Here is a 12,928-nt window from a genome sequence, read left to right as displayed (position 1 = left end):
AAAAGAAAGGAGTTAAAAATGGGTGAAGAATTAAAAGGAATTTCTAAAAATGAACTGAAAATATATGAAAACTTATTCAAAGTAATTTATCTTACTTCTAGAAGTTCTCTTTCAGAAGAAGAAGCAATAATGAAATCTTCTGTCTTGGTTCCATTTACAATAACAAGTTTATATCTTTCAATACTTAAGGAAAATGATTTAGATGTTAAGAAAATGAATAATTTCAATAGAAACGTAATAGCATCTAGTTTAATAATGCATAAAATGATTTTTGGATTTGCACAGAAAATTAAGAACATGAGTAAAGAAGAATTAGAAGATGTATTGAAAGGTAGAACAAACTTAGATGATTGGTCTACTAATACTTTACAGGAAATATATCAAACAGTTAGTAAGCAAGTAGAGAACGGTACTATAGAACTCATTACTAGTAGTTTAGAAACTTATACAAAGGAATTAAAGGGACTAAGTGATGTAGAAGGTGCACTAGCTAACTATATAATTAAAATGATATTTGAAACTATACAAGAGACATTTATAGAAGAGCTAGGATCCTCAATGAGTAAATAATTTCTCTATAAATACAGTTAACAGCAGTTTTTCTCCTCTCCTTTTCTGCTGTTAACTGTATTCTTAATTAACCTACCTTTAATAAATCAATAGGTGAATTATGTTGTGATTTGCTTTCAAATAGTTCTTTTCAAATATTGAATCAGTATAGTAATAATGAGAATTGTGGAGAGAATATAAAAATACATGGATTTAATAGTTTTATAAAACCAGGGATTAGTACTGATTACATTTATTTGTTTAGATTAGAAGAAAAAGAACTAGCTGATAAACGTATAAGTGATACTAATAACATATCAGTAGAAGAAACGTTAATGTTGCAGTATTTTAAATCCTATCATTTTAAATCCTATAATGGTAAAAGTTTCACAGTTAAAGTTGGTTCTGATGTACCTGGTTTAATATGGGGATTGTTTTTTGCACCTATGGATAGTTCATCGTTAAAGTACATTAAAAGAAAAACACCAATTATTAAGAAAATTGATATAAACAGATAAATTAAGGAGATAGATTATGAAATATAATGTTAAAATATGGATAGATGGAGCTTGTGCTGGTAACCCTGGTACAATGGGTATTGGTATTGTAATGGAAAGTGGAATGTATAGAAAAGAAATAAGTAAGAAGATGACAATTGGTACTAATAATAGAGCGGAGTTACTGGCACTAATAGAAGCTCTTAAAGAACTTAAACATAAAGAAGAAACTGACCTGGTTATTTATACAGATAGTCAGTATGTAATAAATATATTGACTAAAAACTATAAAGCTAGAGCAAATAAGGATTTAATAGCATATGCTAAGAAGTTATTAGAACAGGTAGGAAGGGTAGAGTTTAGAAAAGTTACAGCTCATGATGGTGAATTAAATAATGAAAGAGCAGATAAATTAGCTAAGGATGCTATTAACAGTGAGTTTCAAGGTCAGTCTACTAAAAATCAAATTAACTTAAACTAACAACAAAAATAAAGGAGTAATATCATGGAAAACATGTTTATTATCAAAGGTATGAAACAATTGTTTTCATTTTTTATTCTCATGAAAGCAAATGTTGCAAAAAAACAAGACTTAACACCAGAAGAGAAATTTGAAATTTTAATCATTTTAGATACAATTTATTCTCTAATGGTGTTTAAGAAAGAAGAAAACGAAAAATTAAATGGTGCATATCTTAATTCAAGCGATGTAGGACTGGGAATGTCCATAGCTTATGCGCTATTGAAAGAGTATTCTACTTACAGTTTTGCAATTCTGCACTTAGAAAGCGAAAAGATTAATCAACTTGGTAACATTTTAGATGAAGTGTATATAAATACAATTAAAGAAATTGATGATAGAAAGATAAATCTTAACAGCATGGAATATGATATTATGAAGATTATGGAAATCTATGAGAAAATGACAAGTGGTCAGAATGATAACTTAACAAACATTAAACCAGAAATGATAAACTAAAAATAAGGAGAAATATTATGGAAATTAGAACTAAATTAATAGACAGAGTAACTGAATTTAAGTTACTGGCAGTTTCTATGGAAAGTGAAATTCCAATTTTATTAGTAGGTAATCCTGGAACTGCTAAAACTCAACTAGTATTAGACTTTTGTCAATCTTTGGGATTAAATACGATATTTAAGCAATTAAGTTATGATACCCGTAAAGAGGAATTCTATGGTTATATAGATCCAGTAGCATTAACACAGAAAGGAGAGCTTAGAAGAATTGGTGGATTAGATGAAAATACAGAAGCGCTATTAATAGACGAAGTCGATAAAGCAAACTCTCAAAATAGAAATCTTCTCCTCTCAATATTGAGAGAGAGAAAGATTTTTGACGGTTCCAGAATGAGAGATTTAAGCAAATTAAAATTAATCGTTGGTACAACTAATATTGATATCAAAGAAACTTCATCAGAAGCATTTTTAGACAGATTTGTTATCAAAGCGAAAGTAAATCCACTTGGTTTTGATATGTTGTTTGGAAGAAAATTAAAAGAATATACATTGAATATTGAAAAGTTACAGGAAAAGGAAGAAGTTGAAGATGTATTTGCTTTCATAGCAAATGCTGTTAAAAAGTATCACGTGAGTTTGACTGACAGAACAGTAGTAACTCTTAATCATCTTATTCCAGTTTTGACAGATTATCTTGAAGGTTATGAGTTATATAAAGTGGTAGGATTATATGTACTTGGTTTAGAAGTTACCGATTTAAATAATATTCTTCCAAGACATTTAACGATAATGAGTGAAATAGAAAAAGCATTAGAAGACCTTGATAGAGTAAAAGACCCTGTAAAAAGAGTTCCTATTCAAGGTAATCTAGTTAACTTAGCCAATGAATTAAGACAGCTCGGAAGAGAAGATAAAGCTAAAGAGTTATTGGAGATAATTGCAACTAAAAGTATAACTTAGGGAGTTAATTATGAGCTGGAGAAAATATTTTAGCAGATATAGATACAGAGAAAACTGGGATGATGACTTATATAACAGTTACTATAATTATCATTACAGTTCTCTGTATAATTTTGACTATTATTCGCGGTATTTTGAGATGGTTGAAGGTGTTTTAATGAATGCTAAAGAATATAAAAGTACTATTATGAGAGCTATTGAAAGAACTTTGAAATATTTGAGTGATAGTGTTGAAAGACTTAGAAGTCTAAATGATAAGGGAAAGATTAGTGATGATACTTTTATGGACAAAGAAAGAGAGATTAGCAATTATATTAGAATCCTTCAATCAGTAAAATATAATTTTGAAGAACAACAGGTAAGCGATAGTGATATTTTGGAAATGATAAAGTTTACAAATGATGATAAGCAGACTAAAGTTCATAGTGAAGTTGGGAAAATAGTTAAGGTTTTATCAGTATTGTATGTAGATTTATTAGCATATTTATTTGATGAAAGAGCAGAGATTAGAGATTTAAGTACAGAACCATTGTTTTTAAGGTATTTACTGTTAAATGCTATGAGCTCTTATAAAGAACTTATAGACAGTGATAGAGATTTATATACGATGCTGTTAACCTTAGCTATAATGTGGGCATCTACTTTCAACTACCATGATAGTGATAAAAATGGTAGTGCTGTAGATACTTATGAAGGTATAATGATGACAGAGAAACCAGATGATAGTCAGAGTAATAGCAGTGGTAAGAAAAAGAGAAGAAAGAAGAAACAAAATCAAGAAGAAGACGTCGATAAGAATAATATGAAACCAGGGAAAGATTTTAGAGATATTGATACGAGATATCTTAGAGAAATAATAAATGAAGCTGTTTCTAGTTTGTTAGATTATAAGAAATTAGATGAACTCTTTCGTAGAGAAACATATGAAGAATATAAAAGGGAAATAAAGAGATCTAAGATATTTAGAGACGTTAAAGATCAGGTAAAACATGTTGTAAGTCAGTTTCTGTCAAATACTGAATTATGTTTAACTTATTCTCATAATCCTCCTGTAATGTTAGATATTGAGACGATTTTAAGAATATTAGATGGAGATTATGAAGATATAGATTTTGGTAGAAGAGTATTTGATAGATTAGTTCTGATGATTGATGTTTCAGGTAGTGTAGATGAAGATAAAAGAAAAGCCATGAGAGTGTTTGTAACTGCTCTTATGGAAGAAGGAGTGTATATAGACAAAGTGATTTTATTTAATACTGATATTGTAAGAAAGTATGATAATGCTAAAGAATATTTATTAAGAGATGATCGTACAGAAGGTGGTACAAATATATTAAATACTTTAGTTAAAGTTGGTAGAGATTATAAAGATAATATTCTTATTCTCACTGATCTTGAAGATGATCCTATAAAAATTGATGATGAGTTATATAAGAGAATGGGAATAGTATTTTTCAATTATAAAGAACATGCAAAATATGTACCAGAGAAATGGCAGGAAATGTATGGAGATAGAATTGTAAAATCAATTATTCTTGAAGACAATAATTCATAGGGAATGCTGTTAACAGCATTCCCTATGATTTGAAAGGTCAAGATATCAAAACAATAAAAGGAGATTTATTATGGGTGCTTATAAAAGAATTGCGTACTATTTAAACTTACGGTATCCTGTTAGAATTAAAAAGATACCGGAAAATGAAGGTGGTGGATATTGTGCCTGGATCCCTACTTTCGGAGAAAACTGTTTAGTAGCAGATGGCCAGACATGGAATCAGGCAATAGATAATTTGAATAAACTGAAAGAAGCTTACATTATTGAGCTGTTTGAAAAAGGCGAAAAAATACCAGAACCGTAATTAACAAAAAAAAGGAGTAAAACCATGTTTGATATAATAACAGTTAATAAAGCATTAGAGTGGTACAAGGGTTTAGATATTGATAAAAAAATTCAGCTTAAGAATTTTAGCCACCTGATCTGTGGTATTGAATGGACTGATTTTAGTCCTTTATTTAATATCAGAGAGCGTATCATTATACTCTACAGTAAACTAGTTTCACCTGGTATAATTAAAAATTAAGGAGTAAAAAAATGAAAGCTATAGAAATTCTAAAAACAATCTTTCTGTTTGTATCTTTTTTAATTGCTTTAAACTTAATAAGCTTTCTAGTATTTAAAGTAATAGTTTTGTACGTAGAATTTTTAGCACAGTATCCGTTTGCTGCATTTGTTATGTTTACTTTATGGGTTGTTTTTCTTTCTTTCGCCTTGATTGATGCTGTTAAAAAGGCAAAGAGACAAGAAGATGTGATGGTACACTATTATAGACAAAGAGCTAAGAACTTGAAAAAGTTTCTTGAAGAAGAAATGAAAAATGGGATAAATTTGGAGGATGAAGGAAATGAAGTTACCTAAAGTACTAATAACATTTGTAGCGTTTATATTGATAAATATCTTTGTTGTTGCCTTTCTGTTTGCTACATATATATACATAAGGCTATTTACAGAGTTTCCTATAATTATGTTGGGTTTAGGACTTGTGATATTGGTTATAACAGTAATCTTATTTGGAGTAAAAGATTTTGTGAATGATGATCGATAAGGTCTAGATACTATATTCAAAAATAAACCAGGAAGATACTAAAAATGGAAAATTTAGAAAATAAACCCTGGGTACAGGATTATTATCATTCTCTCTTAGAGTGGGAGAGAGAATGGTATAATGAAAATAGTCCACTCGGAAATAAAATAATAAGGAGTACAGTTATGAATCCTAAACAGCAATTTTATAAGATATTATTGAGTTATGGTTTAGATGTAAGAGTAACTCAAAGAGATGCTCAAAGCTCTGCTTTTGTTTCCATCTATAAGGTGAATGAGAAGGCTGATGATGTAGATCGAAACTTAGAATTGCTGACCAGACTTAAAGAACTTCCTGATTTTAAATATTTTGCATTCAGATTTAAAGACAGGAGTGGGATTGAAAGAATAGTTCCTGTCTCAAGTATGTCTCCAAGACGTGGTCAATGGAGGGAGACTGCTAATGGAAGTAAATTCTGGTCTGCAACTCAGTTGTTAGCAGCGGTTGGTGCTAACACACTAGAATTTGATATCATATCTCTTGAAAGAGATAAACTCGACGTTCAAGAGACCACTGTACAACCAAAGAATGAGATCGAGGTTCTCTAATGAATATATACAACGAATATAATCAATCCTCCAGGGATGCTGTTAATAGCATCCCTCTTTTTTAAGATATTAAAAACTGATAGTGAGACAATAATGTCTCACTATTTTTTTTAAATATGTGGTTTTATAGTTAAATTCTCTTAAGATACTATATTAGTAAAAGGAGTAGAAAATGGTTGATTTAAACTCAATATTCAAGATAAACCTAAGTGAGAGTTTCACCTCCTCTGTTAATGGTAAACTTTGGTTTATTGTTTTTATCGATATAATAGACGAAACCTTTGCGCGAAAAATTAGCAGCCAAAGCAGTTTAGAGTTGTTTTTAGAGCCCTTCAAAGGAAGGCGACTAATTCTTGATTTGAGTGACGAAGAAACGAATCAAGAATTAAAGCGCGAGGTACCGATTTCTTGGATGAAATATTCGTCCAAGAAATTAAAGCCTTATCTTGCTCTCACTGGCAATAATAGTAAAATCAAAGTAAATAGATTTGAATTTATATGAGGGATATTTCCCTCATATTTTTTTTCTGGGTGGTTTTCCACCATACATTTGCGACAATTTTTTTAAACATTTTCTCAAAATTGAGAATTTTCTGTTGTAGGAGGTAATTGTTCAGGAGGAATTTCAGTATAATCTATATCTTTTACATTATTTTTCTCTTTTTTAGGAGTTAAAGTAAAGTCTTCAGGCAATTTTCCAGTTAATTTTAATAGCGGTAAGATGCTGTTAAGGTGTGTTTGAGAGCCTTTTCTTACATTTTTCATAAAACTTTTAACATAATCAAGTAAATTTTCATCAGAAAAGTCTGGATCTTCTTGAATTTTCTTAAGAAATTCACTGTTATATATGTCTCTTATTTGTTCCATAACACCCTCATCGTTTAATAATTTGATTAAAATACTTAAAAATTTTCTTTTACTTACTGTCATTTTAAGTTTTGGAGCTAAAACCATTTTTAATGCTCTAACAGGGTCTATACCAGATGCTACTAACAAAGCAAATTGTTCTTTAAAAGCATCACTTTCTAAATTTCTAGTTAATTTACTCTTACCAGAAAGCGAAAATTGGTCAATATTAGTTGTCATTCCATAGAATTTATTGAATTTATAGCCTTTTTTTGTTTTATATAACGCAAAAGTACCATTAGGAAAGCGAAATAGGTAGTTATCTTTTAATTTAGAGATGTTTAGTAGCGGTAGTAAATATCCATCATATGCTTCTATATAGTCTCCTACTTGTACTTGACTAGGACTAAATTCACCCCATCTAAAATATTCTTTATTTGGATTATGTTTTTTAAATTCTTCTATATTGTCATAAATTATATATTCACCTTCATACTGTCCTGTAGGTATTCTAAAGTATCTCATAATTTCTCCTGAAAGGTTTATTTACTAAAATTCTAAAGTAATGTCTAGATACAATAAGCCATTAGATACTGACACATAATTAACATAGCCAACTAGGTTTTTCGCATATAACCTAGCAACGGGCTACAGAGCTTGATGACCCAAAGGTTCGGGATACTCTGTAGTCGGGTTAGCCGCCTTGATATGGGCAGAACTATTACGGGTAACCGCATCAAAATGTCAAAGTTTGCATTGCTAATTTAATATTAAACCGAAACATTTTCAATAAGTTTCAGTTAAAAGGTTCACTTACTAAAACTAAAAAAGGTGTAATATGAGTAATTACTGTCATGTCTGTGGTTATCCTCTCCAAGAAGGGGAAAACAATTATTACACAAACTATTTATGTAAAAGGTGTTTTGAGAAAATTATAACATACCGCTATTACATCCATATATGTCCACTACATTTGGTACCTCAAAGGTTAGAAGCAATACTTGATCCTACTAGAATTAAACAAAGAACTCAATATATCATGGACAAATCATGTAAATTTAATCTTACAGAAGAAAGACATTGAAAGGTCTATTTACTAAAAATTTAAAAACAAAATAAGGAGTAAAAATATGCCTACCTTTATTTATGAAATCAAAGCAAGAATAGTAGAGGTTTATGAAGAAGAAAAAGAAGCCTCTATAACTATTGTATCTGACAGGCAGTTAATTCAACCTGAAATTGAACTAAAACTAATTAGAGGAGACTACGAAGAACTAAAAGAAGGAGAAATTTTATCCGCAAATACTCAAAGATATGTTTCTAATGTAGAAAGAATTACAGAAATAAATCCATATACAATTAAAACAATCAAGGAGTAATAAAAATGGGATATTTAGATAACATAGTTAAAGATAAAATCAATGTAAATCCTGCTAAACTTTTCTTATATTCGCATACCAAAGTAGGTAAAACTACTTTAGCAAGCAAACTACCTAATGCTTTAATAATCGATACCGAAGATGGTAGTAATTTCATTACTGGTAATGTTTTTAATCTAAGAGAAGTATTAAGAAATAATCCAGATAAAAGGCACTACAATATTCTTTATGAGTTAGCCAATGAGCTGAAGGCCGTTAAACAAAGTGGTAAATTGAATATCGAATATGTTGTAATCGATACTGTAACAGCATTACAAGATATTGCAGAAGATTATGCAACTGATATGTATAAAGCTACTGCGTTAGGAAAAAATTTCAAAGGTAGAAGTGTACTAGAGCTTCCACAAGGAGCTGGTTATTATTGGTTAAGAAAAGCATTTTCAAATATCTATAGCTGGTATGAAGGTATAGGTAAATGTTTAATACTTCTTGGTCATATAAAATTGGCTTCAATTCTTAAAGATGGTAAAGAGTTATCAGCAAGGGATATTGAGTTGGTAGGTAAATTAAAACAAATAGTTACTGCCGATTGTGATGCAATTGGTTATCTATATAGAGATAAAAATGAACCTAACAAAGTGATTGTAAGTTTTAAAACTGAACTTCAAGATTTAGCTACTGGTGCTAGACCTCCACATTTAAGAAACCAAGAATTTGTAATTTCAGAGTTAATGCCTGATGGCAATATAGTTGCCCATTGGGATAAAATATTCATAAACAATTAAAAATTAAGGAGTAAATAACTATGGCAGATTTAACAATTCCTTCCAATTATTCAAATCAAAGTTATAATCCATATTTTATTAACATTTATGAGATTAAAGATGTAACTTTTGAACCAGCAAGGTTTAAGAGTGATATATCTTTTACATTACATTTAATGAAAGAAGGAGATGATAATGGATATATACACTCTGTTTCCTTTTATGGAAATCTATACAAAAACGGTAATATACCAGCAAATATCTCTATGTTGTTAGTAGCGTGTGGAATTACTATCGTTCCATTTGATGTGAAGAAGAGAGTTATTGCTGAATTATTAGAACACGATACAAATAAGCAGACAGTTAAAGACTTATTAGTTGGTAAGAAGATTAAAATGCTAAAATATGTCTATGCCAAAGATATTAACACTGGTAAACCTAAGTATAAATTCTGGAATGGTAAATTAGCTGATTTAAAGAGAACAACTAATGTGTTTGATATAACTACTAAAAATGATAAAATAATCGAAGAATTTATGCTTAAGCTTAATAGCCGTTATCCGATTAGTGATTATAATCCAACTGTAGTAGAAGAATATAATAATCAACAAAATGGAGGAGTATCAGAAACGGAAACACAAATAGTTCCTAATAACAACAATATTCCATTTTAACAGCAAGGGAGTTTATCTCCCTTGCATATTGTTTAGCTAGAAATAAAGTGGAGATATAATATGAACATACAATTATTTGCCGAAATTGCTGTAGGAAGTGTAAGTAATCGTAATATAGTAGTTCCATACGATGATATACCTCAGTATATAAAACCTAATACAGAGGTATATCGATCATTTTATCTCTTTGATGAAAGAATAAAAGATCATTTTAACAGCGGTAGAAAGACACCTGAAGGATATATTTACGAATATTACATACCGCATTTAATAATTGATCTTGATAGAAAGAATTTAACTTATGAATTATTTTTAGAACAGTTAAAAGATTTATTAAACTATTTAATCAAAGATTTTAATTTAGAAGACAATTATAGAGTTTTTTACTCTGGTACTGGTTTCCATATTCATTTTCCTGATATATTTGGATTAACTCCTTCTAAAGATTTACCTGAAATAGTAAGAGAGAGCATGGAATATTATTTCAATAGATATAATATCGATACCAAAATTTATCATAAAAGAGCTTTAATTAGAGTACCATTTAGTTATAACAAAAAAACTGGTTTATATAAGGTTTATTTAACAGAAGAAGATTTGTATACTAAAAGTATTGAAGAAATTCAGGCAAAAGCTAAAGAGTTTGGTATTTTGCCAGTAAAAAGATTAGAGCCTGTAAGTACTACTGTTATTGCTATTAAACCCCAAGAAAAACCTATTACTCTTTCTACTCAAATGTCTATTGAGCCTTCTAATATTGTCACTTGTATGCAAAAACTATATAATAGAGGTGAAGTAATAGGGACGAGACACGAAAGTGTATTAAGACTTGCTTCATGGTTAATGAGGAATGGGGTTCCTATAGAGGGTGCAATAGCAATGTTAGAAAAGTATACTCCTAGTTTAGACAAATATGAATTAAGAAGAACTGTACTTAATGTTTATGAAAAGAAATACATGTATGGATGTGACGATAAAGTAATGAAACAATATTGTGATAGTAGGTGCATATTCTACATTAAAAAGAATTATTTAACAGAAGTAGCTACACCAAATGAAGTAGAAAATTTTTATAAGCGTTTTATTAGTGGCAATTACTTAGATGCTGCTATTAACCTTAAAGATATTATTCCTGATATTCCTAATGATTTTCAATTAATTCCTGGGAATATGATAGGATTAATTGGAGATACTGGTATTAATAAGTCTGCTCTTATGCAAGGTTTATCAATTCATTTTCAAAAACATGGCTCTGTACTATATATCAATACAGAAATGAGTGATATAGAAATGTATGAAAGATTTATTATGATAGCTTTTGATATGACAAGAGAACAAGTAAGAGGATATTATCAAATTAACAGCAATAGTTTAAGCAATACAATTAAGAATATTCTTTATACTAGAACTACTCCAAGTTTTAATGACTTGAAGGATATAATTATTAGACTTAGACCTAAAGTAGTTATAATTGATGTTATAGATGATATTTTTACTCAGAAATTAACGTTAAAAGATGAAGAGTATATGTATATGGAATTGAAGAATTTAGCTAAACAATATAACTTTATTCTATTTTTGGTACATCATATAAGTAAATCTGGAGCTACTGTGCCTACGTTTTTAAATAAACATTCGGGTAAAGGTAGTTCAGCATTTGAACAAAAATGTGATGTAGTATTAGGATTGATTGGTAACAGTACTGATGCAGAGAGAACATTAAAAGTTTTGAAGGGTAGAAGTCATCCTCCATTTGAAATAAAATTAACAGTTCAGCCAAACTATAAGTTTAAGGAGATAGATATATGGCAACCATGAAAGCTAAAAAAGGAAATCCATTTGAATATAACGTTATGTATTCATTAATGCAGATTAGAGATGATTGGGAAGTTATAAGACCAGATAGTAATTACGAAGGAGTAGATTTAATTGTTAAAACAGGCGAAGATGATTATTTCTTTGTTGAATGTAAAAATAGAAATTTAAGTTGGACACAATTAGTTAAATTATATAAGAAAAATGAGAATAAGGTATATAAGCTATTAAGAGAAATTACTAAGAATGTATATGGAGATTTTCCAGAATACTACATTGTGTTTAAACCTAAAAGATGTGAACCATTAGTGTTTTATTGCAATCATACACATGATGGTGATCATTATTATATGACTTCATTTGAAACTTTGTTTGATGGTGAATATAAAACAAGACCTAAGGGTTTTACGTTAGAAAAACTTATGACTAAAAAACAGGTTAACAGCAGTCCCTAATATGGAACCGCTGTTCCTTTATTAATAAAAAAACATTAAAAGGAGATTTACTATGGAAGGTAATGCAATTCACGAAATAATAAGTTATATTCAATCAAAATCTTCAGAAGTGATAAATAAGCTTCAAGAAGACGCAATTAGATGGCAAATTGGAAGATTAGATTTTTCAGAATGGTTAGACGATATAGCTGATTTATATCGTAGACAGTTTTTAACTGGCGTAACTGGAACGTTTAAAACTGGTACATATGAGTTTCTTGTATATGCTGATAGTAGAGTATCAATTTATATAAATACTGATGGAGAGGTTATGGGCATGTATGATAATTTTCAAGTAACTACAGGTATATCTGATCCTATTACATTGAGATTTCTAGAAGAATTATTTGACTATTTAGAAAATATTTACATGGATGATTAATGAAAGGAAATAGTTATGCAAATATTTGTAGAACCTAATTTATCAAATAATTGGAAATGCAACATTTGTAATACATCTGCTGTTAAACCTGTTATATTAGTACCGATAGTGTCTATCAAAGATTATAACAACCAGAACAAAGATATAGAAGCTATACAAGTGCATTTGGAATGTATAATAAATGGTTTAATTTTTGTTCGAGAGTTAAATTCGTATTGTTTAAGTGTAAACGAAAACAAGGAGTAAAAAAATGGGAACAATTAGATTAGTAACATTTAGTTTTGTTACTGATACTTTGGTTAAAGTAAATTTAAGTCCAGAAGGATATAACGCAAAATACTGGATAAAATTGAAACCTAATTTTGATAATTTAGAAAGAAACGAAACAATAAGTTATGCA

The 12,928-nt window shown here is 29.3% G+C and carries 19 protein-coding genes; 18 read left to right on the top strand and 1 reads right to left on the bottom strand.

Translation table 11 applies throughout. The features are described 5' to 3' along the window. Positions 1-18: 18 nt before the first annotated feature. The 11 genes from HPY57_13085 (at position 19) to HPY57_13035 (ending at position 6,676) form a co-directional block, all read left to right on the top strand. Positions 19-570: a hypothetical protein gene (locus HPY57_13085; GenBank protein ID NPV12714.1), complete on the top strand. Its 552-nt coding sequence runs from the start codon at positions 19-21 to the stop codon at positions 568-570. Between the two features lie 314 nt (positions 571-884). Beyond that, the gene (locus HPY57_13080) at positions 885-1,067 is read left to right on the top strand and encodes a hypothetical protein (GenBank protein ID NPV12713.1); all 183 of its coding nucleotides are present in this window, start codon (positions 885-887) and stop codon (positions 1,065-1,067) included. 16 nt (positions 1,068-1,083) lie between these two features. After that, complete coding sequence (locus HPY57_13075; GenBank protein ID NPV12712.1) at positions 1,084-1,527, top strand: reverse transcriptase-like protein; 444 nt, start codon at positions 1,084-1,086, stop codon at positions 1,525-1,527. A gap of 24 nt (positions 1,528-1,551) precedes the next feature. Next, the gene (locus HPY57_13070; GenBank protein NPV12711.1) at positions 1,552-2,025 is read left to right on the top strand and encodes a hypothetical protein; all 474 of its coding nucleotides are present in this window, start codon (positions 1,552-1,554) and stop codon (positions 2,023-2,025) included. A 17-nt stretch (positions 2,026-2,042) separates the two neighbouring features. Then, the gene (locus tag HPY57_13065) at positions 2,043-2,984 is read left to right on the top strand and encodes an AAA domain-containing protein (GenBank protein ID NPV12710.1); all 942 of its coding nucleotides are present in this window, start codon (positions 2,043-2,045) and stop codon (positions 2,982-2,984) included. 10 nt (positions 2,985-2,994) lie between these two features. Continuing rightward, positions 2,995-4,539 carry a VWA domain-containing protein gene (locus tag HPY57_13060; protein ID NPV12709.1) on the top strand — a complete coding sequence of 515 codons (1,545 nt, stop codon included), beginning with the start codon at positions 2,995-2,997 and terminating at the stop codon, positions 4,537-4,539. Between the two features lie 70 nt (positions 4,540-4,609). Further along, positions 4,610-4,843: a hypothetical protein gene (locus tag HPY57_13055; GenBank protein ID NPV12708.1), complete on the top strand. Its 234-nt coding sequence runs from the start codon at positions 4,610-4,612 to the stop codon at positions 4,841-4,843. 24 nt (positions 4,844-4,867) lie between these two features. Then, a complete protein-coding gene (locus HPY57_13050; protein ID NPV12707.1) occupies positions 4,868-5,065 on the top strand; it encodes a hypothetical protein in 198 nt (65 codons plus the stop codon). 11 nt (positions 5,066-5,076) lie between these two features. Further along, complete coding sequence (locus HPY57_13045) at positions 5,077-5,400, top strand: hypothetical protein (GenBank protein NPV12706.1); 324 nt, start codon at positions 5,077-5,079, stop codon at positions 5,398-5,400. Positions 5,401-5,751: 351 nt separating this feature from the next. Beyond that, a complete protein-coding gene (locus HPY57_13040) occupies positions 5,752-6,174 on the top strand; it encodes a hypothetical protein (protein NPV12705.1) in 423 nt (140 codons plus the stop codon). A gap of 172 nt (positions 6,175-6,346) precedes the next feature. After that, positions 6,347-6,676 (top strand): hypothetical protein, encoded by a 330-nt coding sequence (locus HPY57_13035; protein NPV12704.1) that lies wholly within the window; start codon positions 6,347-6,349, stop codon positions 6,674-6,676. A gap of 74 nt (positions 6,677-6,750) precedes the next feature. Here the strand turns inward: HPY57_13035 and HPY57_13030 are convergent, their stop codons facing one another. Next, positions 6,751-7,545: a hypothetical protein gene (locus HPY57_13030; protein NPV12703.1), complete on the bottom strand. Its 795-nt coding sequence runs from the start codon at positions 7,543-7,545 to the stop codon at positions 6,751-6,753. 605 nt (positions 7,546-8,150) lie between these two features. Between HPY57_13030 and HPY57_13025 the strand changes: the two genes are divergently transcribed. The 7 genes from HPY57_13025 to HPY57_12995 all read left to right on the top strand — a co-directional run. Next, positions 8,151-8,399: a hypothetical protein gene (locus HPY57_13025; protein NPV12702.1), complete on the top strand. Its 249-nt coding sequence runs from the start codon at positions 8,151-8,153 to the stop codon at positions 8,397-8,399. Between the two features lie 5 nt (positions 8,400-8,404). Continuing rightward, positions 8,405-9,184 (top strand): AAA family ATPase, encoded by a 780-nt coding sequence (locus HPY57_13020; protein NPV12701.1) that lies wholly within the window; start codon positions 8,405-8,407, stop codon positions 9,182-9,184. A 20-nt stretch (positions 9,185-9,204) separates the two neighbouring features. Then, positions 9,205-9,837, top strand: coding sequence for a hypothetical protein (locus HPY57_13015; protein NPV12700.1), 633 nt, complete (start codon positions 9,205-9,207; stop codon positions 9,835-9,837). 60 nt (positions 9,838-9,897) lie between these two features. Next, positions 9,898-11,655, top strand: a complete 1,758-nt coding sequence (locus tag HPY57_13010; protein NPV12699.1) for an AAA family ATPase — start codon at positions 9,898-9,900, stop codon at positions 11,653-11,655. Continuing rightward, positions 11,643-12,107 (top strand): hypothetical protein, encoded by a 465-nt coding sequence (locus HPY57_13005; GenBank protein NPV12698.1) that lies wholly within the window; start codon positions 11,643-11,645, stop codon positions 12,105-12,107. Before HPY57_13010 ends, HPY57_13005 begins: the two co-directional genes overlap by 13 nt. A gap of 52 nt (positions 12,108-12,159) precedes the next feature. After that, complete coding sequence (locus HPY57_13000; GenBank protein ID NPV12697.1) at positions 12,160-12,528, top strand: hypothetical protein; 369 nt, start codon at positions 12,160-12,162, stop codon at positions 12,526-12,528. Between the two features lie 250 nt (positions 12,529-12,778). Then, positions 12,779-12,928: hypothetical protein (locus tag HPY57_12995; GenBank protein ID NPV12696.1), on the top strand; the 150-nt coding region annotated here is incomplete at its 3' end.

Source organism: Ignavibacteria bacterium (assembly GCA_013177855.1).
In the GTDB taxonomy this organism is placed as follows: Bacteria; Bacteroidota; Ignavibacteria; order Ch128b; family Ch128b; genus Ch128b.
Note: the sequence above shows the minus strand (reverse complement) of the source record. Positions and strands in the feature narration are given on the sequence as shown.

Excerpts from the sequence above, each read along its gene's own strand:
- HPY57_13085 (NPV12714.1), top strand. The coding sequence starts at position 19 with ATGGGTGAAGAATTAAAAGGAATTTCTAAAAATGAACTGAAAATATAT.
- HPY57_13080 (NPV12713.1), top strand. The coding sequence starts at position 885 with ATGTTGCAGTATTTTAAATCCTATCATTTTAAATCCTATAATGGTAAA.
- HPY57_13075 (NPV12712.1), top strand. The coding sequence starts at position 1,084 with ATGAAATATAATGTTAAAATATGGATAGATGGAGCTTGTGCTGGTAAC.
- HPY57_13070 (NPV12711.1), top strand. The coding sequence starts at position 1,552 with ATGGAAAACATGTTTATTATCAAAGGTATGAAACAATTGTTTTCATTT.
- HPY57_13065 (NPV12710.1), top strand. The coding sequence starts at position 2,043 with ATGGAAATTAGAACTAAATTAATAGACAGAGTAACTGAATTTAAGTTA.
- HPY57_13060 (NPV12709.1), top strand. The coding sequence starts at position 2,995 with ATGAGCTGGAGAAAATATTTTAGCAGATATAGATACAGAGAAAACTGG.
- HPY57_13055 (NPV12708.1), top strand. The coding sequence starts at position 4,610 with ATGGGTGCTTATAAAAGAATTGCGTACTATTTAAACTTACGGTATCCT.
- HPY57_13050 (NPV12707.1), top strand. The coding sequence starts at position 4,868 with ATGTTTGATATAATAACAGTTAATAAAGCATTAGAGTGGTACAAGGGT.
- HPY57_13045 (NPV12706.1), top strand. The coding sequence starts at position 5,077 with ATGAAAGCTATAGAAATTCTAAAAACAATCTTTCTGTTTGTATCTTTT.
- HPY57_13040 (NPV12705.1), top strand. The coding sequence starts at position 5,752 with ATGAATCCTAAACAGCAATTTTATAAGATATTATTGAGTTATGGTTTA.
- HPY57_13035 (NPV12704.1), top strand. The coding sequence starts at position 6,347 with ATGGTTGATTTAAACTCAATATTCAAGATAAACCTAAGTGAGAGTTTC.
- HPY57_13030 (NPV12703.1), bottom strand. The coding sequence starts at position 7,545 with ATGAGATACTTTAGAATACCTACAGGACAGTATGAAGGTGAATATATA.
- HPY57_13025 (NPV12702.1), top strand. The coding sequence starts at position 8,151 with ATGCCTACCTTTATTTATGAAATCAAAGCAAGAATAGTAGAGGTTTAT.
- HPY57_13020 (NPV12701.1), top strand. The coding sequence starts at position 8,405 with ATGGGATATTTAGATAACATAGTTAAAGATAAAATCAATGTAAATCCT.
- HPY57_13015 (NPV12700.1), top strand. The coding sequence starts at position 9,205 with ATGGCAGATTTAACAATTCCTTCCAATTATTCAAATCAAAGTTATAAT.
- HPY57_13010 (NPV12699.1), top strand. The coding sequence starts at position 9,898 with ATGAACATACAATTATTTGCCGAAATTGCTGTAGGAAGTGTAAGTAAT.
- HPY57_13005 (NPV12698.1), top strand. The coding sequence starts at position 11,643 with ATGGCAACCATGAAAGCTAAAAAAGGAAATCCATTTGAATATAACGTT.
- HPY57_13000 (NPV12697.1), top strand. The coding sequence starts at position 12,160 with ATGGAAGGTAATGCAATTCACGAAATAATAAGTTATATTCAATCAAAA.